Origin of the sequence: Microbacterium sp. RG1 (assembly GCF_005347485.1) — a bacterium.
Classification (GTDB): Bacteria; Actinomycetota; Actinomycetes; order Actinomycetales; family Microbacteriaceae; genus Microbacterium; species Microbacterium binotii_A.
This window is the reverse complement of record NZ_CP034121.1, coordinates 1,089,377-1,109,996: the sequence shown is the minus strand read 5'-3', so window position 1 is coordinate 1,109,996 and position 20,620 is coordinate 1,089,377. Positions and strand designations below refer to the sequence as shown.

Genomic DNA, 20,620 nt, shown 5'->3' with positions numbered 1-20,620 from the left:
GACGCATCATGGCGACTTTCGGCACCCTCTCCGACCGGCTCACTGAGACCTTCCGCAATCTGCGCACGAAGGGAAGGCTCAGCCCCGCCGACGTCGACGGGACCGTGCGCGAGATCCGTCGCGCCCTGCTCGACGCCGACGTCGCGCTGGTCGTGGTCAAGGAGTTCACCGGCAAGGTGCGCGATCGGGCGCTCGGTGACGAGGTCAATCGCGCGCTGAACCCGGCGCAGCAGGTCGTGCAGATCGTGAACGAGGAGCTCGTCGCGATCCTGGGCGGCGAGCAGCGTCGTCTGCAGTTCGCGAAGACGCCGCCCACGGTCATCATGCTCGCGGGCCTTCAGGGCTCCGGAAAGACGACCTTTGCCGGCAAGCTGGCGCGTCTTCTCGAGAAGGACGGCCACACTCCGCTCCTCATCGCCGCCGACCTCCAGCGCCCGAACGCCGTGAATCAGCTGCAGGTCGTCGCCGAGCGCGCGGGAGCGGCGATCTACGCGCCCGAGCCGGGCAACGGCGTCGGCGACCCCGTGCGGGTCGCACGCGACGGCGTCGAATATGCGCGCCGTCACCAGCACGACACGGTCATCATCGACACGGCCGGACGCCTGGGCGTCGACGCGGAGCTCATGAAGCAGGCCGCCGACATCCGGACGGCTACCGACCCCGATGAGGTCCTGTTCGTCATCGACGCGATGATCGGCCAGGATGCGGTCAACACGGCGACGGCCTTCCAGGAGGGTGTCGACTTCACCGGCGTCGTCCTCTCCAAGCTCGACGGCGACGCCCGCGGCGGTGCCGCGCTGTCCGTGGCCTCGGTCACGGGCCGCCCCATCATCTACGCATCCACCGGCGAGGGCCTCGAGGATCTCGAGCCCTTCCACCCGGACCGCATGGCGAGTCGCATCCTCGATCTCGGTGACATCCTCACCCTGATCGAGCAGGCGCAGCAGACCTTCGATGAGGCCGAGGCGATGAAGGTCGCCGAGAAGCTGGCGAAGGAGCAGTTCACCCTCGAGGACTTCCTCGAACAACTGCAGCAGATGAAGAAGATGGGCTCGATGAAGAAGATGCTCGGGATGCTCCCGGGCATGGGCCAGATGAAGCAGCAGCTCGACAACTTCGACGAGCGCGAGATCGATCGCACCGAGGCGATCATCCGCTCGATGACCCCGGCCGAGCGCCGCAACCCCAAGCTCCTCAACGGCTCGCGTCGCCTGCGCATCGCGCGTGGATCAGGCATGACGGTCACCGACGTGAACCAGCTCGTGCAGCGTTTCGACCAGGCCGCGAAGATGATGAAGACGGTCGCGCGCGGTGGCGTGCCCAGCATGCCCGGCGTGGGATCGATGGGCCGTCCGGGGGCATCCGCGAAGCGCGGCAAGCAGCAGAAGGCGAAGGGTTCGCGCTCGGGCAACCCGGCCAAGCGCGCCGCCGAGAACGCGGGACTGCCCGCTGCGGAACCGACCGGGTCGGGCTTCGGTCTCGGCGGGGGCGGCAAGGCGCCGAGCGAGGCAGATCTCGCGGAGCTGCAGAAGCTCCTCGGCCGCGGCTGAGCCGGCTTCAGAGCACGATGCCCGCGTGGGCGAGCACCGCGCGCACGTGACGGGCGAGATACTCCTGCCCCTCCGCCGTGGGATGCTCGCTGTCCCACTGGAGTAGTTCGGGGTTCTCCTGCAGCGGCTGACCCAGCCAGACGAACGTGCCGTCGGCTGCCTCCACGGCCGTGCGGAGGGCATCCGAGCTCCAGGCGATGGACTGCGGCGCCTCCCACGGCTGATTCCACAGCGTGCTCAGCCCGACGATCTGCGTCGAGGGGAGTGCCTCGCGCAGCTCCTCGACCGTCGCGCGTGTTGCCGAGTCGATGTCGTCGACGTCCTCATCCGCGTCGTTGTCCGACGACTGCAGGATGACCATCGCGGGTTTGAGGTCGATGGCTTCCTGTGCGAGCGCGGAGAAGTTGGTCCCGCAGTCGCCGTCGACCACGAACCCCGCGCCTCCGCATGAGAGGTTCACGATGTCGAGGTGTGTCTGTTCGCCGAGCAGCACGGGCCAGGCCTCGTCGGGGTCGAGCCCGTATCCCGACATGATCGAGTCGCCGATCGTGACGATGAGGGCGTCGGAGGCGACCGTCGGCGACCGTGACGGTGAGCTCGATGGCGCGGGAGACGCCGGATGCGGAGCGCTGTTCGGTCGATGCGGGGGCGCTGCCGCGCACCCGGCCATCGTGAGCGCCGCAGCGCCGAGGGCGGCCCAGGCGGTTGCGCGGAGCCGGCGGTGGCGGCGGACGATCACGGGTCCACGGTAGGCAGCGAGTTTATGAGTGCGGTACAGGTTCAGCCGCGGGCGGCCAGCGGCGCGCGTCGCTCGGGACCGGCGCGGAACTCGCGGATGAGGTGCTGCACCACCTGGCGCAGGTCGCCGCCCGAGGCGTCCGCGACTGCGAGCTGGCGCGCGTAGCTGGCCCCTTGCGCGAGCGTGGTGCGCACGCCCTCCAGCTCCTCGGCGCACTTGAGCTCGACGGCAATGTCACCGACACGCTCCAGTGTGGCCTCGAGATGCTCGACGACGCTCTCCTGGCGCCCGTCGCGATCGACGATGACCCGCGCGTCCAGTCCGTACCGCGCGGCGCGCCACTTGTTCTCGCGCACGAACCACGGCTGCAGCGTGGGCAGTTCCTCGCCGGCGTCGAGGCGGCGGGAGAAGTCCTCGACCAGCGTCTGCGTGAGCGCAGCGACCGCTGCGAGCTCGGGCAGGGTCGACATCCCGTCGCACGCGCGCACCTCGATCGTGCCCCACCGCGGGGCGGGGCGGATGTCCCAGCGCACCTCTGTGGCATCCGCCATGACCTCGGTGCGCACCATGTCGTCGAGATACGACTCGTACTCGGCCCAGTCGTTGAGCCCCCACGGCAGCCCCGCCGTCGGCAACTGTTGGAAGACCAGGGCGCGGTTGGAGGCGTAGCCGGTGCGCTCACCCGCCCAGAACGGGCTGGATGCGGAGAGCGCCTGCAGGTGCGGCAGGTAGGTGGACAGTGCGTTGATGATGGGGAAGACCTTCGTGACGTCGTCGACCCCGACGTGCACGTGGATGCCCCAGATCATCATGTTGCGCCCCCACCACTGGGTACGTTCGATGAGGGAGTGGTAGCGGGTCTTGTCGGTGACCTCCTGGTCGTACCACTGGGCGAAGGGGTGGCTTCCCGCGCAGAGCAGCTCCACGCCGCGCGGATCCGTCGCGGTGCGCACGGCTGCGATCGCATCCGCGATGTCGTCGACGGCCGCCTCGACCGTGTCGCCGACGCCGCTGGTGACCTCGATCGTGTTCGTGAGAAGCTCGCCGGTGACAGCGAAGCGCTCCGGGGCGACGGACTCCTCGAGCTCGTCGATGATCTCGGGTCCGCGGGGGACCAGATCGCCCGTGCGTCCGTCGGCGAGCATCAGCTCCCACTCGAGGCCGACGGTCGAGCGGCGCGACGGGGCGAAGGGGACGGTCACCGGCTCAGTCTGACACGCGGCGCGCGTTGGTTCGCGAGCCGCGTCATCATCTGGCAAAATAGACAGCTGGACCCCGCCCGACCCTCTATCCGGCCGGGTCCGAACCACAGAGCTTCCGCCGGGTGTGCACCCCACGCTCCAGGCGACCAGTTCGACCACCTTCCACACATTCAGGAGAATCGTGGCTGTCAAGATCCGTCTCAAGCGTCTCGGAAAGATCCGTGCGCCCTATTACCGCATCGTCGTCGCCGACTCGCGCACCAAGCGCGACGGTCGCGTGATCGAGGAGATCGGTCAGTACCACCCGACCGAGGAGCCGTCGGTCATCAAGGTCGACTCCGAGCGGGCCCAGTACTGGCTCGGCGTCGGCGCGCAGCCGACCGAGCAGGTCCTCGCCATCCTCAAGCTCACGGGCGACTGGGGTCGCTTCAAGGGCGACAAGGACGCCGTGAGCACCGTCAAGTACGCAGAGGGCAAGGCTCCCTTCGAGGTCGACGCGGCCAAGAAGTCGGTCATCAAGCCCAAGGCCGAGAAGAAGGCCGAGGAGCCGGCACCCGCCGAGGCCGAGGCCGCCGACGAGGCTGCTGAGAGCACCGAGGCGTAATCATCGTGCTGGCTGCCGCGCTCGAACACGTCGTCAAGGGGATCGTCGACAACCCCGACGCCGTGCGCATCGTCTCGTCCACGTCGCCGCGAGGCGATGTGCTCGAGGTGCACGTCCACCCCGATGACCGGGGTCGCGTGATCGGGCGCGGCGGTCGCACCGCCAAATCTCTGCGGACCGTGGTCACCGCCCTCGCCGACGGCAGCCGCGTGCGCGTCGACGTCGCCGACGACTGATGGCCTCCGCATCCGCCGATGGAGCGCGCGCGTCCGCGCCGCGTCCCGGCAAGACCCAGCTTCGTGTCGGCCGCCTGGTCAAGGCCCACGGCCTCAAGGGCGCCCTGAAGCTCGAGCTCTACACGGACGATCCCGACGGCCGTTTCGTCCCCGGGGCGGAGTTCACCCTCCAGGTCCCCGACTCGTCGCCCTGGTTCGGCAAGACCGTGACCGTGCGCGAGTTCCGCTGGATGAACACGCACCCCGTCGCGTTCCTCGAAGGCGTCGACGACCGCGATGCAGCCGAATCTCTCGTGCGCGCCATCCTCTGGATCGACCAGGACGAGCAGAGCACCCCCGACGAAGAGGACGCCTGGTTCGACCACCAGCTCGTCGGCCTCGACGTCGTTCGCGATGGTGTGGTCATCGGGCGAGTCGCGCGAGTCGACCACCTTCCCGCGCAGGATCTGCTCGCGGTCGCCGTGGGCGAGAACGAAGTGCTGGTCCCGTTCGTCAAAGCGATCGTCCCCGAGGTCGATCCTGCAGCAGGCCGAGTGGTCGTGACGCCGCCCGCCGGGCTCTTCGAGGAGCTCCCCGCCGACGACGACCCCGCGGGCGATGACGAAACGGCCGCGACCCGCGAGGACTGACGTGCGCATCGACGTCATCACGATCTTCCCCGAGTTCTTCGACGTTCTCGAGGTCTCCCTCCTCGGCAAGGCTCGCGGCAACGGGCTGCTGGACGTGCACGTCCACAACCTGCGCGATTTCACGACCGATCGCCACCGCACGGTCGATGACACCCCCTACGGCGGGGGAGCAGGCATGGTCATGAAGCCCGAGGCCTGGGGCCTCGCGCTCGATGCGATCGCACGAGAGGCGACGTCCGCGCCGACGTTCATCTTCCCGTCGCCGGCGGGAGAGCGGTTCGTGCAGGCGACGGCCCGTGAATGGAGCAGTCGTGACCACCTCGTGTTCGGCTGCGGCCGGTACGAGGGGATCGATGAACGGGTCTTCACCTACGCGGCTACCCTCGGAGACGTGAGACTCGCCAGTCTCGGCGACTACGTGCTCAACGGGGGCGAAGTCGCCGCGATGGCGATGATCGAGGCCGTCGGACGTCTCGTGCCCGGCGTCGTCGGCAACCCGGAGAGCCTCGTCGAGGAGTCGCACGAGGACGGTCTGCTGGAGTACCCCTCGTACACGAAGCCCTCCGAGTGGCGCGGCCTCGTCGTTCCCGACGTGCTGCTGAGCGGACACCACGGCCGCGTGGCCGAGTGGCGTCGCGAGCAGCAGGTGGAACGCACGCGCGAGCGGCGTCCCGACCTGCTCGCCGACTGAGTCGGGATCAGTCGACGCCGAGGAACCCGCGGTCGGTCAAGACGATGGGGCCGTCAGCCGTGACGGCCACGGTGTGCTCGGTGTGCGCCCCGCGTGAGCCGTCGGCGCTGCGCAGCGTCCAGCCATCCGGGTCGGTCACGAGCCGATCGGTCGTCTCCAGCAGCCACGGTTCGAGCGCGACCACGAGCCCTTCGCGGAGCGGATAGCCGCGGCCGGGCTTGCCGTCGTTCGGGACGTGCGGATCGCCGTGCATCACGCGGCCCACGCCGTGCCCGCCGAAATCGGTGTTGATGGAGTACCCCGCGCCGTGGGAGACGGCGGCGATCGCGGCGGAGACATCGCCGACGCGATTGCCGACCGTCGCCGCCTGGATCGCCGCATCCAAGGCGACGCGGGTGGTCTCGATCAGGCGCAGATCCTCGTCGCGCGGTGTTCCGACCACGAAGGAGACGGCGGAGTCCGCGACCCAGCCGTCGACGGAGGCCGCGAAGTCGAGCGAGACGAGGTCCCCGTCGCGCAGCGTGTAGTCGAAGGGGAGCCCGTGCAGGACGGCGTCATTGATCGAGGTGCAGATCACCTTGCCGAACGGGCTGGCGCCGAAGGACGGGTGGTAGTCGATGTAGCAGGACTCGGCACCGGCCTTGCGGATCATGTCGTGCGCCTTGCGATCGAGCGTCAGCAGATTCGTGCCGACCTTCGTCTCTTCCCGCAGCGTCGCCAGCACCTCGGCGACGAAGCGCCCGGCCGGTCGCATCTGCTCGATCTCAGCCGGCGTGCGCAGTTCGATCATGGTGCTCCTTCGTTCTCCCCACTATTCTCTCCCGGCCGCAGTCCGTATGTCGTGAACGCAGCCGTCCCGCTCCGCTGGGTGTCCGCCCCGAGTGTCGGTCGCGGGCGGTGCCCGCGCCGGGTGGCCGCGTACGATGCAGACATGTGGCTTCGTCGCGCCGGCTTCCACTGGCTTCTGCCGTCCGCCTTCCTGCTGCCGCTCTGGCTCTTCGTCGGCTGGACGGTGACGGGCGCGGGCGGTTGGGCCCTGATGTGGGTGTTGTTCATCGCCATTCCCTCGGTCTTCTTCGGTCAGCTCCTGCTGACCTTGTTGACTCGTCTGCGACCGACGGTCCGTGCTGAGCGCGCCCTCTCCTGGTGGGATGTGGCCGGCTATGGCCTCTGGCATGCGTTGACGATCACGCTCGGCCTCTTCGTGCAGCAGTGGTGGGCGCCGGTCATGGTGCTCACGGTCCTGGTGGGGGCGGCGAACATCTGGCTGCAGCTGTGGCAGCTGTGGCGACAGGCGCGCCCCCGTGCGGTAGTCCTGCATACGAGCGACGGCACCCCCTACATCCCGCCGGCTGAGCCGAGTCGGTCCACGACCGCACCGGCGCACGAGGTCATCGTCGTCGAGGAGACGCTGCGCCGCGACGCCTGAAGTTGGCGCCAGGGGCGCCGCATGGCAGAATGGTTGTTTGTGCCCTGACCGGTCTCTGCCTCAGGGGAGACAGCCGCGCATCCCGCGCGGTGCGGGCACCGCTTCCACTTTCATAAGAACACGTTTCGCAGCCGACCTGTGGCGGTTGCAGGAAGAGATCCCTCATGCAGATCCTCGACGCCGTCGACGCGGCTTCGCTCCGCTCCGACATCCCCGACTTCGGTCCCGGCGACACCGTCAAGGTGCACGTCAACATCACCGAGGGCAACCGCTCGCGTATCCAGGTCTTCCAGGGCGTCGTCATCGGCCGCCAGGGCGACGGTGTGCGCGAGACCTTCAACGTCCGCAAGATCAGCTTCCAGGTCGGCGTCGAGCGCATCTTCCCGGTGCACTCGCCGATCATCGACAAGATCGAGGTCGTGACGCGCGGTGACGTGCGTCGCGCGAAGCTGTACTACCTCCGCAACCTCCGCGGCAAGAAGGCGAAGATCAAGGAGAAGCGCGACCGCTGATCGCGTTCTTTCACGAAGCCCCGACTGCTCCGGCGTCGGGGCTTCGTCGTGTCCGAGGCCGCGTCCGGATGTGCGACGCTAGAGTGCGGCTCATGCCGCCTGTATCTCGAGGAATCGCATGAGCACCGACAACCCCTCCGTCGACGACGCATCGCTGCCGCGCCGATCGCGGCCCCGCCGGCGCCGCGGCGCACTGATCTTCCTCCGCGACGTGCTGGTCATCATCCTGATCGCGCTGCTCGTGTCCTTCCTGGTCAAGACCTTCCTGGTGCGCTCGTTCTACATTCCGTCGGCGTCGATGGAGAACACGCTGATCGAGCAGGATCGGATCCTCGTCGACGAGCTCACGCCGCGTTTCGGGGGCTACGAGCGCGGTGACGTCGTCGTCTTCCGCGACCCGGGCGGCTGGCTCGGCTCGTCGGTCTCCGCGCCGAGCCAGGGGCCGATCGTGGACGGGATCGAATGGGTCCTCTCGCTCGTCGGCCTCGCGGCGCCCGACAGCGACGACCACCTCATCAAGCGCATCATCGGGCTGCCCGGCGATCATGTCGTGTGCTGCAACGACCTGGGCCAGATCACGGTCAACGGTGCTCCGATCGACGAGTCCTCCTACCTCCTCCTGCCCGATGCCGGTGCCCCCGCATCCTCGCTCGATTTCGATGTGACGGTGCCCGAGGGCTCGCTCTGGGTGCTGGGCGACAACCGCTACCGGTCGAAGGACTCGCGATACAACCAGGATCAGCCCGGCCGGGGCTTCGTGCCCATCGACAACGTCGTGGGGCGCGCGTTCCTGATCACCTGGCCGTTCGACCGGTTCGGCGGCATCGACTTCCACCACGAGGTGTTCGCCGACGTTCCGAAGCCGGAGGGCCAGTGAGTCCGGTCCAACCGACGCTGCGACTGGAACGGCGGCTGTGGGCCGAGCAGCGCGTCGTCGTCGCCTGCGACGAGGTGGGGCGAGGCGCTCTCGCCGGTCCCGTGGTGATCGGTGCGACGGTCATGGCGCCGCGCAGCCGCCGCGTCCGGATCCCCGAGGGGCTGCGCGACTCCAAGCTCATCCCCGAGGCGCGCAGAGCGGATGTGGCCCGCGCCGCCGAAGCGTGGGTCGACGCGAGCGCTCTGGGATGGGCGTCGGCTGCGGAGATCGACGCCGTGGGCATCACGCGAGCGCTCGGCCTCGCCGCACACCGCGCCCTCGACGGCCTTCGCTCGCAGGGCGTGGACATGTCGGGCGCGGTCGTGCTGCTCGACGGCAATCACGACTACATCTCCCCGGCGGGCGCGACGCCGTACGAGGTGCGCACCGTCATCAAGGGCGATCGCGACTGCGCGAGCGCCGCGGCCGCATCCGTCGTCGCGAAAGTCGCGCGCGACGCACACATGGTCGCGTTGCACCCGGCCGCGCCCGCGTATCTCTGGGAGCGCAACAAGGGCTACGCGAGTCCCGAGCACCGTGCCGCCATCGCCGCACACGGACTTCACGCGCACCATCGTGCCTCGTGGCAGATCGCCGCGGCGCCCACACTCTTCTGAGACCGCGCCGACCCGGACCGCAGCCGTAGAATGGACGCACCATGGATGACGATGTCTTCGAAGACTACGACCGCGAACTCGAGCTCGCTCTCTACCGGGAGTACCGCGACGTCGTCTCGCAGTTCCAGTACGTGATCGAGACCGAACGCCGCTTCTACCTCGCCAACGACGTCAATGTCGTGCGCCGCGACACCGAGCACGATTTCTACTTCGAGATCTCGATGACCGACGTGTGGGTGTGGGACATCTACCGCGCCGACCGCTTCGTGAAGGCCGTTCGCGTGCTGACGTTCAAGGACGTGAACGTCGAGGAGCTCTCGCGTCGCGACTTCCAGCTTCCCGAGGAACTCTCGCTCGACAACTGAGCGGCTCTCCCCACCCCGCGGGATGCGGCGGGTTCTCCCCGATGCGAGACTCGGCATGAACGGCGGTCCCGCCGGGTCGACACGCTGGGGCGATGGCAGCGAAAGACGACCTGGGGCGAGACGGTGAGGACCGTGCCGCATCCTTCCTGACCGACCGCGGATACCGGATCCTCGACCGGAACTGGCGGTGTCCTCTGGGCGAAGTCGACATCGTCGCGCTGGAAGCGGGCGAGATCGTCGTCGTCGAGGTGAAGACGCGCACGAGTGAGCGCTTCGGGCACCCGCTCGAGGCCATCGACGCACGAAAGCGGGCCCGGCTGTGGCGCCTCGCCGTGGCCTGGTGCATCGCGCATCCCGACGAGGCTCGAGGTCGTGCCGTGCGCATCGACGCCGTGTCGGTGCTGGGGATGGATGCCGGCACCGGACACGTCGAGCATCTGCGAGACGTGCGATGACCGTCGCGCGTACGTGGTCGATCGCGCTCAACGGGCTCGAGGGCGCCCTCGTCGAGGTCGAGGCCGATGTCAGCCAGCAGACCCCCGAGTTCCGCATCATCGGACTCGGCGACCGCGCGCTCGGCGAGGCTGTGCAGCGTGTGCACAACGCGTGTGCGAACTCGGGCCTCCCGTTGCCACGTCGCCGCCTCACGGTCAACCTCTCGCCGGCGAGCCTGCCCAAGCACGGGTCCGGCTTCGACGTGGCGATCGCGATCGCCGCGCTCACCGCGGACGGCGGAATGGATGCGGCGTCGGTCGCCGCCACGGTGCATATCGGTGAGCTGGGGCTGGACGGACGGTTACGACCCGTTGCGGGGGTGCTCCCCGCCGTGGTCGCCGCGGCGCGTGCCGGGCGCCGCCGGGTCATCGTGCCCGCGGCGAACGGCGAGGAGGCACAGCTCGTGACGGGCATCGAGGTGCTCCCGGCCGCGACGCTGGCGGAAGTCGCCGCGCGGCACGGCGCAGACGTGGTCGTTCCCGACGTAGCCCCGCCGATCCGCGCCGCGGCAGCGGAGGAGGAGCATGAACGACTGGACCTGTCGGACGTCATCGGTCAGCGCGAGGCAGTCGAGGCACTGGTCGTGGCCGCGGCGGGTGGGCATCACCTGCTGATGAGCGGGCCGCCCGGAGCCGGCAAGACGATGCTCGCGCGGCGCCTGCCGGGCATCCTGCCTCCGCTCGACCGCGAGGCGGCGCTCGCTGTGGCATCGATCCGGTCGTTGTCCGGTGAGGCAGTGACCGCGCTCACCCGCATTCCGCCACTGGAGGCGCCGCACCATACAGCCAGCGTCGCGGCGCTCGTCGGGGGAGGGTCCCGCGTCATCCGGCCCGGTGCGATCGCCCGTGCCAGCGAAGGCGTGCTGTTCCTCGATGAGGCGGGAGAGTTTCCCGCGAGCGTCCTCGATGCACTGCGACAGCCGCTCGAGCGGGGCGACATCCATATTCACCGCTCGGGGGTGAGCGTGCGTTATCCCGCTCGATTCCAGCTCGTTCTCGCCACCAACCCCTGTCCTTGCGGCAACTACGGGGTGCGGGGAGCGACGTGCGAGTGCCCGCCGGCCGCGATCCGCCGGTACCTCGGGCGGCTGTCGGGTCCGCTGCTCGATCGTGTGGACATCGATCTTCCGATGCGCCGCGTCGTGGCGGTGGGCGCCGACGCCGCGGTCGGACGCGTCTCGACAGCGGATGCGGCGAGACGGGTAGCGGACGCGCGTGCGCGCACCGTGGAGCGATTGGCGCGGACGCCCTGGCGGCGCAACGTCGACGTGCCGGGCCGTTGGCTCCGCGAAGGGCCCTCTGCGCCACCCACCGCGGTGCGGGCGCCGCTCGACGCGGCGCTCGAACGTGGCCAGCTCACCCTGCGCGGCTACGACCGCGTCCTACGACTCGCGTGGACATTGGCTGATCTCGGGCAGCGTTCCGTTCCGACGCAGGAGGACATCGGCCGAGCCCTCTTCATGAAGCGCGGCATCGCCGCATGAACGTCGACGCCGTGGTGGCGAGCATGCTCCCGATGCTGGGGGAGCGGGCCACGCCGGAGCGGGCCGCCCGCGTCTTCTGGAGCGGCGTGGCAGAACCCGGCGACGCGCTGGCGGGAGCGCTGCTGGCGCGGGTGCCGGCGGAGACCGCGCTGCGCGTCGCCTCGCACGCCGCGGAGATCCAGCGCATCACCGGTGCCGGGGCGCGTGCGGCCGCGGATGCGGCGGCGCGCTGGCGTCCTCGGCTGCGGGACGACCTCCTGATGGACCCCCTCGAGCGGGCCGAACGCTCGCGGGTGACGATCCTCGTCCCGACGGACCCGGAGTGGCCCGAGGCGCTCGACGATCTGGGCGATCACGCTCCGATCGCCTTGTGGGTCCGCGGCGCTCCTGATGCGCTCCGTGGGCCGTCCATCGCCCTCGTCGGCGCGCGGGCGGCGACCGCCTACGGCGAGCACGTGGCGGCCGAGCTCGCTGCCGGAGTCGTCGCGGCAGGCGTCTCGGTCGTCTCGGGCGCTGCCTACGGCATCGACGGTGCGGCCCATCGCAGCGCCCTGGCCACCCGCTCCGGCTCGACCGTCGCGGTCCTCGCCGGCGGCTGTGATCGCTCCTATCCTGCCGGGCATGAACGGATGTTGGAGCGGATCGCCGCCACAGCGGCGGTGGTCGCCGAGGTGCCCTGTGGCGCCGCGCCGACCAAGTGGCGGTTCCTCGCACGGAATCGCCTCATCGCGGCCCTGTCGCTCGCGACCATCGTCGTCGAGGCGGGCGCGCGAAGCGGTTCGTTGAACACAGCCGGGCACGCCGCGTCGCTCGGTCGCCCCCTGGGCGCCGTGCCCGGGCCGATCACGAGCGCGGCCTCGATCGGATGCCACCGGCTCCTCCGCGAGTTCGACGCGGTCTGCGTCACGGATGCGGCCGAGGCTCGGGAGCTCGCCGGCCTCGGGATGGCCCGGCCGCTCGTGGTGCCCGGCGCGCGAACGGACGAGCGGACGCGCGTTCGAGACGCGCTGAGCCCGCGAGTGGGGCGCGATGCGGCCGAGCTCGCGGCGCGGTCGGGGCTCGCGACCGCGGAGGTCGAGGCGATCCTGGGCATCATGCTCCTGGAAGGGTCCGTCGTGGGCGTCGACGGCGGGTGGCGACGCCGCGCCGGGCGTTGACTGGCAAGCTGGCGGCATGATGTTGGCCGCTGCGATCGAGGCATGGTGCGATCACCTCGCGGACGTACGTCGCCTTTCGCCGGCGACCGTACGGGCGTACGGGGCGGACCTGCGTGACTTCGCCGCGCTGTCCGGGGTCGAACAGGTCGAGAGCGCGGATCTGGAGGAACTGCGAGAGTGGCTCTGGAAGGCGACGAACCGCGGTGACAGCCGTGCCACGATCGCCCGGCGCACCGCATCCGCCCGGGGCTTCTTCGGCTGGGCGCGCGAGCAGGGGATCATCACCGCGGACCCGAGCCTGCGTCTCATCGCGCCCAAGCGCGGCCGCACACTTCCCGCAGTCGCGAGCGCGCCCGCGCTGGGCGAGCTGCTCGGCGCGATGGCGCGTGACGGCGCCGATGGCGACCCTGTCGTGTTGCGGGACCGGGCTGTGCTCGAACTGCTCTACGGTGCCGCCCTGCGCGTGTCGGAGCTGTGCGCACTGCGGAGCCGGGATCTCGACCGCGAGCGTCGCACCGTGCGCGTGACCGGCAAGGGCAACAAGGAACGCGTCGTCCCCTACGGGGCGCCGGCGGACGAGGCGGTCGCCGCCTACCTCGTCCGTGCGCGACCCGTCCTCTCGGCCCGTGCCGGTGATCATCCGTCGGATGCTCTCTTCCTCGGTGTGAGAGGGCGCGCTCTGGGCCCACGCAGTGTGTACGACCTCGTCGCGCGTACCGTCGGTCCCGTCATCGGAAGGGCCGCGGGCCCCCACGCCCTGCGGCACTCTGCCGCGACGCATCTGCTGGACGGCGGAGCCGATCTGCGCGCCGTGCAGGAGATGCTCGGGCATGCGAACCTCGGCACCACGCAGATCTACACGCACGTCTCGCATGAGCGACTCGCGGCGACCTACCGTCAAGCCCATCCACGGGCATGACGCAGAACCCGCACGGCGCGTACCGTGAAGGCATGACACCGCGCCGACTGGGCCAGATCGCGATCCTCGTCGCCACCGCGGCGGTATTGACCGGATGCGGTGTCGTCGCCGGACCCCGACAGACGGTTCTTCCGGAGCCGCCGAACACAGCGCCGTCGGCTTCGTCCGCACCCGCTGGCTCGCCGGCGTCCTCGCCGTCGGCGCCGTCACCGGGAGTGGACGGGCAGCAGGTGGTCTGCGGCAGTGGGACGACGGAGATCTCCGGCTCCGACCAGGACGTCGTGCTGACCGGCGAGTGCGCGAGTGTGATGATCGGGGGAACCGGGCTGCACGTGGACGCGACGCAGGCGGCACTCGGCGTCGTCCAGCTCTCCGGTGATCGCAACGACCTGCGCGCATCGGACATCTCAGACCTGTCCGTGGGAGGGCAGGACAACGTCGTCGATGCGGGAACGCTGTCGACGGTGTCGCTCAACGGAGACCGCAACGCGGTCACGGCAGCGGGCTTCAGCGCGCTGGTCGTGTCGGGGAACGACAACACGGTGCACGCGGACAGTCAGGGGGCGGTGACCGACAACGGTCAGCGCAACACGGTCACCGGTCGCTGAGCTCAGCAGCACGGCAGCAGCACCGCGCGCGGCACTCCGCCCAGCAGGAGCAGCGGGTTGATGTACACACCGTCGCGGCGCGCCCCGAGATGGAGAGCGCCGTGTGCGGTGTGCCCGCCGTCGGCGAGCGTACCCACGACGTCGCCGGCGCTCAGCCCCGTTCCCGGCGCCAGAGAAGTGGCGACGGGCTCGAGCGTGCTCACCAGGCCGTCGCCGTGGTCGATCGTGACGATGGGGCGATCGACCACGACTCCGGCGAAGAGGATCACACCGTCGCCGGGGGCGACCACGGTGTCGGTGCCGGCCTCGATGTCGATCCCACGATGGCCGGCCGCGTAGTCGTGGGCGGGTTGCCGGTAGGGCTCGACCACGCGCCCCAGGACGGGCCAGGTCCACGAGTGCGCCGTGTCCGCAGCGCCCGCGCCGGGTGAGGCGCCAGGAGACCACGCCGCCACGGCAGACGGTGTCGCGAGCGCGGCGACGGCGATGGCGACGGCGGCGAAGCGGCGGATGCGGGTGAGGACGGGCATGCCTTCACCGTGCCCGGGAACGGGACGCGCGTGGGTCGCGGAGCCGCTGGTGGGGACGGCTCACCCGGATGCGAGATCGGGGGAGGAGACATCGGTCGGCCGCATCATGTGGTGGGCCGGCGGCTGATACACTTGAGGCGCACCTCGCATGTCGAGGTGACTCCGCGTGCCCAGAGCGGCTTCATCCGCGGCACATCCACCCGACGGTCCCGTCTTCGGACGGGCGGGTGTGTGCCGGGCACCAGGCTCGTCGGCCGATCGGTTCGACGCGAACAACCGCAACAGAAGGAGAACGGCCATGGCCGTCGTCACCATTCGCCAGCTGCTCGACAGCGGCGTCCACTTCGGACACCAGACCCGCCGGTGGAACCCGAAGGTCAAGCGCTTCATCCTCACGGAGCGCTCCGGCATCCACATCATCGACCTCCAGCAGTCCCTGTCGTACATCGACAAGGCGTACGAGTTCGTCAAGGAGACCGTCGCCCACGGTGGCACGGTCCTGTTCGTCGGCACCAAGAAGCAGGCGCAGGAAGTCATCGCCGAGCAGGCGACGCGCGTGGGTCAGCCCTACGTGAACCAGCGCTGGCTCGGTGGTCTGCTGACCAACTTCTCGACCGTCAGCAAGCGCCTCGCCCGCATGAAGGAGCTCGAAGAGCTCGACTTCGAGGACCCGGCGGCCAGCGGCTTCACCAAGAAGGAGCTGCTGCTCAAGAAGCGCGAGCTCGACAAGCTGCACAAGTCGCTCGGTGGTATCCGCAACCTCACCAAGACGCCGTCGGCCATCTGGATCGTCGACGCCAAGCGCGAGCACCTCGCCGTCGACGAGGCCACCAAGCTGGGCATCCCTGTCATCGGCATCCTCGACACGAACGCCGACCCGGACGAGTTCCAGTTCCCGATCCCCGGCAACGACGACGCGATCCGCTCCGTCTCGCTGCTGACGCGCATCATCGCGGACGCCGCTGCCGAGGGCCTGCAGCAGAAGCACAACCCCGAGTCCGGTGCCGAAGAGCCCCTGGCCGAGTGGGAGCGCGAGCTGCTCGAGCAGGGTGCCCCCGTCGCCGAGGGTGCGGACGCGGTCGTCGCATCGACCGAGTCCGCCGCGGACGAGGCAGGCGCCGAGGAGCAGGTCGAGACGGTCGCCGCCGCTTCGGGCGAGAGCGTCGAGGCCGTCGCCGAGGCTGAGGCCACCGACAAGTAATCAGCGCGTCCCCTGGACCCGCTACGATCGGCGCGGCCGCGAACCGGCCGCGCCGATCGGCATCCGCGAGAACTCTCCCAACAGAAGGAGCCGCCACTCATGGCAAACTTCACCATCGCCGACATCAAGGCTCTGCGCGAGCAGCTCGGCACGGGCATGGTCGACACCAAGAAGGCGCTCGAGGAAGCCGACGGCGACCTCGAGAAGGCCGTCGAGATCCTCCGCCTCAAGGGCGCGAAGGGCAACGCGAAGCGTGCGGACCGTTCGACCAGCGAGGGCCTCGTGGCCGCGCGCGAGGTCGACGGCAAGGTCACGCTCATCGAGCTGAACACCGAGACCGACTTCGTCGCCAAGAACGAGCGCTTCATCGCTCTGGCCGACAAGGTCGTCGAGGCTGCCGCCGCCGTCTCCGCCGACTCCGTCGAGGCCGCGCTGGCCGCACCGGTGGACGGCAAGACCGTCGAGCAGCTCATCTCCGACGAGGCCGCGATCATCGGCGAGAAGGTCGAACTGCGTCGTGTGCGCACCCTGTCGGGCGACCACGCCGAGGTCTACCTCCACAAGACCAGCAAGGACCTGCCGCCGCAGGTCGGCGTCGTCCTGATCTACTCGGGTGACGACGCGGAGACGGCTCGCAGCATCGCGCAGCACATCTCGTTCGCCAACCCCTCCTACCTGTCCCGCGACGACGTGCCCGAGGCCGACGTCGAGAAGGAGCGCGAGATCGTCACCGAGATCTCCCGCAACGAGGGCAAGCCCGAGGCCGCGCTGCCGAAGATCGTCGAGGGCCGCGTGAACGCGTTCTTCAAGCAGGTCGCCCTGCTCGACCAGGACTACGCGCGCGACAACAAGCTGTCCGTCGCGAAGGTCGCCTCCGACGCGGGGCTCACCCTCACGGACTTCGCCCGCTTCAAGGTCGGCGCGTAAGTCGCTCGAAAGGCCCGCATCGTCGTCGGTGCGGGCCTTTCGCATGCCGTAGTTTTGACCAGACGAGAAGAGGACGCACACATGGACGAATCGACCGGGCGCCGTCGCGTCCTTCTGAAGCTTTCCGGGGAGGCCTTCGGGGCCGGCTCTCTGGGGGTCAACCCCGACATCGTGAGCCAGATCGCTCGTGAGATCGCCGCGGCGGTCGACGAGGTCGAGATCGCGATCGTCGTCGGTGGCGGCAACTTCTTCCGAGGCGCCGAGCTCAGCCAGCGCGGCATGGACCGCGGCCGAGCGGACTACATGGGCATGCTCGGCACCGTCATGAACGCGCTCGCCTTGCAGGATTTCCTGGAGCAGGCGGGTGCCGCGACCCGCGTCCAATCCGCGATCGAGATGACGCAGGTCGCGGAGCCGTACATCCCGCGTCGCGCCCAGCGTCACATGGCCAAGGGAAGGGTCGTGATCTTCGGTGCGGGAGCCGGGCTCCCGTACTTCTCCACCGACACCGTCGCGGCCCAGCGTGCCCTCGAGATCGGCGCCGACGAGGTTCTCGTCGCGAAGAACGGTGTGGACGGGGTCTACACCGCCGACCCCAACAAGGACTCGTCGGCGGTCAAGCTCGACCGGATCACCTACAACGACGCGCTGGTGCAGGGACTCAAGGTGGTCGACTCCACGGCCTTCAGCCTCTGCATGGACAACCGCATCGACATGCGTGTGTTCGGGATGGAGCCGGCAGGCAACGTCACCCGCGCGCTGCGCGGCGACGAGATCGGCACGCTCGTCACGGCGTGACCTCCGCGTGCGGGGCCCACCCCGCCACTAGACTCGACAACTGCTGGATATGAGGGAGTTACCGTGATCGCCGATGTGCTGACCGAAACCGCCGGACGTATGGAACGGGCCGTGGAAGCGGCCAAGGAAGACTTCTCGACCGTCCGAACCGGGCGCGCCAACCCGCAGCTGTTCCAGAAGCTGAACGTGGAGTACTACGGCACCCCGACGCCGCTCGCGCAGCTGGCATCGCTCAACAACCCGGAGGCGCGCACGATCATCGTGACGCCCTACGACAAGTCGGCGCTGAAGGCGATCGAGCAGGCGATCCGCGACATGCCCAACCTCGGCGCCAACCCGACGAACGACGGCAACATCATCCGCGTCACGATGCCCGAGCTCACCCAGGATCGCCGCAAGGAGTACGTCAAGCTCGTGCGCAGCAAGGGCGAGGACGCGAAGGTGCATGTGCGCGGCATCCGTCGCAAGGCCAAGGACGAGCTCGACGCGCTCAAGTCCGAGGTCGGCGAGGACGAACTCGTGCGCGCGGAGAAGGACCTCGACGCCCTGACGCGTTCGCACGTCGACGCGATCGACGAGGCGCTCAAGCGCAAAGAAGCCGAGCTCCTCGAGGTCTGAGAAGGCATGTCCGACGCATCCGATGCCGCCGGGGTCGCACCAGAGAGTGCGACACCGGGGCAAGGAGTGCCGCCCGGGCGTGATCGCGCCGGGGCGCAACGCCAGACGTCGCCCATCCGGGCGCGACGGAACGACTTCGAGCTGCAGGTCGCGCACGCGCGCGCGGAATTCGAAGAGGCGAACGAGCGGATCAAACAGCGCACCGGCCGAGACTTGATCCTTGCCATCGTGATCGGTGTCGCGATCGGCGCCGTGGTGTTGGTGGCGCTCGTCTTCGTGAAGTGGCCGTTCCTGATCTTCGGCGCGGGCGTCGCTCTGCTGGGTACGTTCGAGTTCGCCCGAGCGCTGCAGGCCTCGGGGCGCAAGATCGACGTCGTTCCGCAGCTGGCGGGCGGGTTGATGATCCTGCTGTCGGCGTACTTCCTCGATCTCTGGCTCCACTGGGTGTCGCTGTTCGTCGCGGTGGTCCTCATCGTGGTGTGGCGTCTGCTCGGACAGATGATCGCGCGGGACGGGCGACGCTACGCGGCCGTCGTAGACGACGTGCTGGCCGGCGCGCTCCTCCCCGTCTACGTGTCGTTCCTCGCGAGCCTCGCGCTGGTGCTGCTGCGCCAGGAGCACGGCGAGTGGTGGGTCATGGCCTTCCTCATCGTGGCGATCGCGTCCGACACAGGCGCCTACGTGACCGGCCTGACACTCGGGCGGCATCCCATGGCACCGCGCATCAGTCCCAAGAAGACCTGGGAGGGATTCGCCGGCGCCGCCCTCGCCGCGGTGATCGCGGGCGTGCTGCTCTCGTGGTTGATGCTCGCGCTGCCCTGGTGGACCGGCATCATCTTCGGCCTCGTGATCCTGGGCACGGCGACCGCGGGCGACCTCGGAGAGTCCATGCTCAAGCGTGACCTGGGCATCAAAGACATGAGCTCCTGGCTTCCCGGGCACGGCGGCGTGCTCGACCGGCTCGACTCGATCCTTCCGTCCGCTCCGGCAGCTCTCGCGCTGTTCTACCTGCTGACACCTCTGGCGGTCTCATGACAGTTCACGAAGAATCCGCGCTCGAGCAGCGCAGCGAAGCCACGGCGATCTCCACCGCGTCCCGTCACAACGCTTTCCCGCGCGTGCAAGGGCGGGCGAAGGGCTACGACCCTGCCGCTGTGGACGCCTTCCTCGCGCGTGCGCGCGAGGCCTTCGAATCCGACGCACCAGGAGACGCCCCGGTCGGCGCCTCCGACGTGCGGGACGTGTCGTTCGCGCTGGTGCGCGGCGGGTACGCGATCGCACCGGTGGATGCCGCACTCGGTCGTGTGGAGGACGCGTTCGCCGCGCAGGAGCGTCAGCAGACGATCGCCCGCATGGGCGCACGTGCCTGGGTTCAGCAGCAGCGTGAAGACGCGCAGGTGGTGCTCGACCGACTGGGGCGCGATCGTCGACACCGTTTCGACCGCGTCTCGTTCGTCCACTACGGATACCGGGTGGAGGAAGTCGATCTCGTGGCCGATCGGATCGCCGGTTATCTGACGGACGGCACGGGCCTGACCGTTGAACAGGTGCGGTCTGTCGCCTTCCGGATGCAGCGCGGGGGATACCGCGAGACTCAGGTGGATGCGGTGCTCGACGCCGTCGTCGAGATCATGCTGGCGGTCGGCTGAGAGACGCGGCGCGATGCTCGCATGGCGTTCTCAGGACCGAATCGTTACAATCGGGACATCGTGACTTCCGGAGATGACACCCGAAACCCGGCGCCGTTGACCCGACGGTCGGCTCGTGCGTTGGTTGCTCCGGCCTCGGCACCCGCTTCGAAGGCCGCGACGAGCGCGCGCTGGTCGCGGCGTCGTGGGGTCGTCGGGGTGTTCGCCGGCGTCGCCGCATTGGCTTTCGCCGCCGCATCCGTCGGTCCCGCCGCATTCGCGCTCGCGGATGCGGCGCCCACGCAGTCCGAGACCGAGACGGTCTACTCGAGCACGATCGACGACGCGCAGAGCCTCGTCGTGGCCTCCGGGGCCGTCGTGTCGCTCGATCGGGATTCCTACAGCGCCTTCGAGAAGCCCAAGCCGCCGCCTGAGCCGGAGCCGAAGGTCGCAGCGGCGTCTCCGGCGACTCCCTTCTACTCCGGTGGCGGAGCCCCTTCCGAGTGGATGGCCGCCGCGGGCCTCGCCGAGAGCGACTGGGGCTACGTCGACTACATCGTCTCCAAGGAGAGTGGCTGGAACCCCAACGCCACGAACCGCAGCTCAGGCGCGTGCGGCCTCGTCCAGGCGCTGCCGTGCAGCAAGGTTCCCGGCAATGGGTACGACCCCGTCGACAACCTGCGTTGGGCCAACGGCTACGCTGTGGGGCGCTACGGCAGCTGGGCGGGCGCCTACAACTTCTGGATCAACAACAACTGGTGGTGAC

Annotated in this window: 26 protein-coding genes; 22 read left to right on the top strand and 4 right to left on the bottom strand. The window is 69.4% G+C overall.

What is annotated here, in order from left to right; all coding sequences use genetic code 11:
* Positions 1 to 8: 8 nt before the first annotated feature.
* On the top strand, positions 9 to 1,550 hold the full coding sequence (gene ffh / locus EHF32_RS05330; protein WP_137417155.1) for a signal recognition particle protein: 1,542 nt from the start codon (positions 9 to 11) through the stop codon (positions 1,548 to 1,550).
* Between the two features lie 7 nt (positions 1,551 to 1,557).
* On the opposite strand, the gene EHF32_RS05325 is transcribed toward ffh, so the two are convergent.
* Complete coding sequence (locus EHF32_RS05325; RefSeq protein WP_137417154.1) at positions 1,558 to 2,289, bottom strand: SGNH/GDSL hydrolase family protein; 732 nt, start codon at positions 2,287 to 2,289, stop codon at positions 1,558 to 1,560.
* 41 nt (positions 2,290 to 2,330) lie between these two features.
* Positions 2,331 to 3,491 carry a glutamate--cysteine ligase gene (locus EHF32_RS05320; RefSeq protein WP_137417153.1) on the bottom strand — a complete coding sequence of 387 codons (1,161 nt, stop codon included), beginning with the start codon at positions 3,489 to 3,491 and terminating at the stop codon, positions 2,331 to 2,333.
* Positions 3,492 to 3,672: 181 nt separating this feature from the next.
* Here EHF32_RS05320 and rpsP point away from each other — a divergent pair, with 181 nt between their 5' ends.
* The 4 genes from rpsP to trmD are packed head-to-tail and all read left to right on the top strand — an operon-like array spanning position 3,673 to position 5,651.
* Positions 3,673 to 4,095 (top strand): 30S ribosomal protein S16, encoded by a 423-nt coding sequence (gene rpsP / locus EHF32_RS05315; RefSeq protein ID WP_137417152.1) that lies wholly within the window; start codon positions 3,673 to 3,675, stop codon positions 4,093 to 4,095.
* A gap of 5 nt (positions 4,096 to 4,100) precedes the next feature.
* A complete protein-coding gene (locus EHF32_RS05310; RefSeq protein WP_137417151.1) occupies positions 4,101 to 4,331 on the top strand; it encodes an RNA-binding protein in 231 nt (76 codons plus the stop codon).
* Positions 4,331 to 4,960: a ribosome maturation factor RimM gene (gene rimM / locus EHF32_RS05305; protein WP_137417150.1), complete on the top strand. Its 630-nt coding sequence runs from the start codon at positions 4,331 to 4,333 to the stop codon at positions 4,958 to 4,960. The genes EHF32_RS05310 and rimM overlap by 1 nt, the downstream gene beginning before the upstream one ends.
* Before the next feature lies 1 nt (position 4,961).
* Positions 4,962 to 5,651 carry a tRNA (guanosine(37)-N1)-methyltransferase TrmD gene (gene trmD / locus EHF32_RS05300; RefSeq protein ID WP_137417149.1) on the top strand — a complete coding sequence of 230 codons (690 nt, stop codon included), beginning with the start codon at positions 4,962 to 4,964 and terminating at the stop codon, positions 5,649 to 5,651.
* Between the two features lie 7 nt (positions 5,652 to 5,658).
* Here trmD and map read toward each other — a convergent pair whose 3' ends face one another.
* A complete protein-coding gene (gene map / locus EHF32_RS05295) occupies positions 5,659 to 6,441 on the bottom strand; it encodes a type I methionyl aminopeptidase (protein ID WP_137417148.1) in 783 nt (260 codons plus the stop codon).
* Between the two features lie 141 nt (positions 6,442 to 6,582).
* Here map and EHF32_RS05290 point away from each other — a divergent pair, with 141 nt between their 5' ends.
* The 10 genes from EHF32_RS05290 (at position 6,583) to EHF32_RS05245 (ending at position 14,152) form a co-directional block, all read left to right on the top strand.
* Positions 6,583 to 7,080, top strand: coding sequence for an MFS transporter permease (locus tag EHF32_RS05290; RefSeq protein ID WP_137417147.1), 498 nt, complete (start codon positions 6,583 to 6,585; stop codon positions 7,078 to 7,080).
* A gap of 164 nt (positions 7,081 to 7,244) precedes the next feature.
* The gene (rplS, locus tag EHF32_RS05285) at positions 7,245 to 7,592 is read left to right on the top strand and encodes a 50S ribosomal protein L19 (protein ID WP_137417146.1); all 348 of its coding nucleotides are present in this window, start codon (positions 7,245 to 7,247) and stop codon (positions 7,590 to 7,592) included.
* Between the two features lie 118 nt (positions 7,593 to 7,710).
* Positions 7,711 to 8,469, top strand: a complete 759-nt coding sequence (lepB, locus tag EHF32_RS05280) for a signal peptidase I (protein WP_137417145.1) — start codon at positions 7,711 to 7,713, stop codon at positions 8,467 to 8,469.
* Complete coding sequence (locus EHF32_RS05275; RefSeq protein ID WP_137417144.1) at positions 8,466 to 9,125, top strand: ribonuclease HII; 660 nt, start codon at positions 8,466 to 8,468, stop codon at positions 9,123 to 9,125. Before lepB ends, EHF32_RS05275 begins: the two co-directional genes overlap by 4 nt.
* Before the next feature lie 41 nt (positions 9,126 to 9,166).
* Positions 9,167 to 9,490 (top strand): DUF2469 family protein, encoded by a 324-nt coding sequence (locus EHF32_RS05270; RefSeq protein ID WP_137417143.1) that lies wholly within the window; start codon positions 9,167 to 9,169, stop codon positions 9,488 to 9,490.
* A gap of 92 nt (positions 9,491 to 9,582) precedes the next feature.
* Entirely contained in the window at positions 9,583 to 9,945 is a 363-nt protein-coding gene (locus EHF32_RS05265) for a YraN family protein (protein WP_137417142.1), read from the top strand.
* Positions 9,942 to 11,468: a YifB family Mg chelatase-like AAA ATPase gene (locus EHF32_RS05260; protein WP_137417141.1), complete on the top strand. Its 1,527-nt coding sequence runs from the start codon at positions 9,942 to 9,944 to the stop codon at positions 11,466 to 11,468. The genes EHF32_RS05265 and EHF32_RS05260 overlap by 4 nt, the downstream gene beginning before the upstream one ends.
* Complete coding sequence (gene dprA, locus EHF32_RS05255) at positions 11,465 to 12,625, top strand: DNA-processing protein DprA (RefSeq protein ID WP_137417140.1); 1,161 nt, start codon at positions 11,465 to 11,467, stop codon at positions 12,623 to 12,625. The genes EHF32_RS05260 and dprA overlap by 4 nt, the downstream gene beginning before the upstream one ends.
* A 16-nt stretch (positions 12,626 to 12,641) precedes the next feature.
* On the top strand, positions 12,642 to 13,544 hold the full coding sequence (locus EHF32_RS05250; protein ID WP_137417139.1) for a tyrosine recombinase XerC: 903 nt from the start codon (positions 12,642 to 12,644) through the stop codon (positions 13,542 to 13,544).
* A gap of 32 nt (positions 13,545 to 13,576) precedes the next feature.
* The gene (locus EHF32_RS05245) at positions 13,577 to 14,152 is read left to right on the top strand and encodes a DUF3060 domain-containing protein (RefSeq protein WP_161594060.1); all 576 of its coding nucleotides are present in this window, start codon (positions 13,577 to 13,579) and stop codon (positions 14,150 to 14,152) included.
* Positions 14,153 to 14,154: 2 nt separating this feature from the next.
* On the opposite strand, the gene EHF32_RS05240 is transcribed toward EHF32_RS05245, so the two are convergent.
* A complete protein-coding gene (locus tag EHF32_RS05240) occupies positions 14,155 to 14,682 on the bottom strand; it encodes a murein hydrolase activator EnvC family protein (RefSeq protein WP_137417137.1) in 528 nt (175 codons plus the stop codon).
* Positions 14,683 to 14,980: 298 nt separating this feature from the next.
* Here EHF32_RS05240 and rpsB point away from each other — a divergent pair, with 298 nt between their 5' ends.
* The 7 genes from rpsB to EHF32_RS05205 all read left to right on the top strand — a co-directional run bounded on the left by rpsB (position 14,981) and on the right by EHF32_RS05205 (position 20,619).
* The gene (rpsB, locus tag EHF32_RS05235) at positions 14,981 to 15,883 is read left to right on the top strand and encodes a 30S ribosomal protein S2 (protein ID WP_137417136.1); all 903 of its coding nucleotides are present in this window, start codon (positions 14,981 to 14,983) and stop codon (positions 15,881 to 15,883) included.
* A gap of 99 nt (positions 15,884 to 15,982) precedes the next feature.
* Complete coding sequence (gene tsf, locus EHF32_RS05230; protein ID WP_137417135.1) at positions 15,983 to 16,810, top strand: translation elongation factor Ts; 828 nt, start codon at positions 15,983 to 15,985, stop codon at positions 16,808 to 16,810.
* An 81-nt stretch (positions 16,811 to 16,891) separates the two neighbouring features.
* Positions 16,892 to 17,608, top strand: coding sequence for a UMP kinase (gene pyrH, locus EHF32_RS05225; protein WP_137417134.1), 717 nt, complete (start codon positions 16,892 to 16,894; stop codon positions 17,606 to 17,608).
* 63 nt (positions 17,609 to 17,671) lie between these two features.
* Positions 17,672 to 18,226, top strand: a complete 555-nt coding sequence (gene frr, locus EHF32_RS05220) for a ribosome recycling factor (protein ID WP_137417133.1) — start codon at positions 17,672 to 17,674, stop codon at positions 18,224 to 18,226.
* A gap of 6 nt (positions 18,227 to 18,232) precedes the next feature.
* On the top strand, positions 18,233 to 19,261 hold the full coding sequence (locus EHF32_RS05215) for a phosphatidate cytidylyltransferase (RefSeq protein WP_137417132.1): 1,029 nt from the start codon (positions 18,233 to 18,235) through the stop codon (positions 19,259 to 19,261).
* A complete protein-coding gene (locus EHF32_RS05210; protein WP_137417131.1) occupies positions 19,258 to 19,875 on the top strand; it encodes a DivIVA domain-containing protein in 618 nt (205 codons plus the stop codon). The genes EHF32_RS05215 and EHF32_RS05210 overlap by 4 nt, the downstream gene beginning before the upstream one ends.
* Before the next feature lie 60 nt (positions 19,876 to 19,935).
* Complete coding sequence (locus EHF32_RS05205; RefSeq protein ID WP_238343796.1) at positions 19,936 to 20,619, top strand: transglycosylase SLT domain-containing protein; 684 nt, start codon at positions 19,936 to 19,938, stop codon at positions 20,617 to 20,619.
* Position 20,620 lies beyond the last annotated feature (1 nt).

What these genes read in the sequence shown, in the direction of transcription:
- tsf (WP_137417135.1), top strand. Translation starts at nt 15,983, where the DNA reads ATGGCAAACTTCACCATCGCCGACATCAAGGCTCTGCGCGAGCAGCTC.
- EHF32_RS05290 (WP_137417147.1), top strand. Translation starts at nt 6,583, where the DNA reads ATGTGGCTTCGTCGCGCCGGCTTCCACTGGCTTCTGCCGTCCGCCTTC.
- EHF32_RS05250 (WP_137417139.1), top strand. Translation starts at nt 12,642, where the DNA reads ATGATGTTGGCCGCTGCGATCGAGGCATGGTGCGATCACCTCGCGGAC.
- rimM (WP_137417150.1), top strand. Translation starts at nt 4,331, where the DNA reads ATGGCCTCCGCATCCGCCGATGGAGCGCGCGCGTCCGCGCCGCGTCCC.
- EHF32_RS05265 (WP_137417142.1), top strand. Translation starts at nt 9,583, where the DNA reads ATGGCAGCGAAAGACGACCTGGGGCGAGACGGTGAGGACCGTGCCGCA.
- lepB (WP_137417145.1), top strand. Translation starts at nt 7,711, where the DNA reads ATGAGCACCGACAACCCCTCCGTCGACGACGCATCGCTGCCGCGCCGA.
- EHF32_RS05210 (WP_137417131.1), top strand. Translation starts at nt 19,258, where the DNA reads ATGACAGTTCACGAAGAATCCGCGCTCGAGCAGCGCAGCGAAGCCACG.
- EHF32_RS05240 (WP_137417137.1), bottom strand. Translation starts at nt 14,682, where the DNA reads ATGCCCGTCCTCACCCGCATCCGCCGCTTCGCCGCCGTCGCCATCGCC.
- rplS (WP_137417146.1), top strand. Translation starts at nt 7,245, where the DNA reads ATGCAGATCCTCGACGCCGTCGACGCGGCTTCGCTCCGCTCCGACATC.
- EHF32_RS05215 (WP_137417132.1), top strand. Translation starts at nt 18,233, where the DNA reads ATGTCCGACGCATCCGATGCCGCCGGGGTCGCACCAGAGAGTGCGACA.
- pyrH (WP_137417134.1), top strand. Translation starts at nt 16,892, where the DNA reads ATGGACGAATCGACCGGGCGCCGTCGCGTCCTTCTGAAGCTTTCCGGG.
- map (WP_137417148.1), bottom strand. Translation starts at nt 6,441, where the DNA reads ATGATCGAACTGCGCACGCCGGCTGAGATCGAGCAGATGCGACCGGCC.
- EHF32_RS05270 (WP_137417143.1), top strand. Translation starts at nt 9,167, where the DNA reads ATGGATGACGATGTCTTCGAAGACTACGACCGCGAACTCGAGCTCGCT.
- dprA (WP_137417140.1), top strand. Translation starts at nt 11,465, where the DNA reads ATGAACGTCGACGCCGTGGTGGCGAGCATGCTCCCGATGCTGGGGGAG.
- EHF32_RS05245 (WP_161594060.1), top strand. Translation starts at nt 13,577, where the DNA reads ATGACACCGCGCCGACTGGGCCAGATCGCGATCCTCGTCGCCACCGCG.
- EHF32_RS05260 (WP_137417141.1), top strand. Translation starts at nt 9,942, where the DNA reads ATGACCGTCGCGCGTACGTGGTCGATCGCGCTCAACGGGCTCGAGGGC.
- rpsB (WP_137417136.1), top strand. Translation starts at nt 14,981, where the DNA reads ATGGCCGTCGTCACCATTCGCCAGCTGCTCGACAGCGGCGTCCACTTC.
- ffh (WP_137417155.1), top strand. Translation starts at nt 9, where the DNA reads ATGGCGACTTTCGGCACCCTCTCCGACCGGCTCACTGAGACCTTCCGC.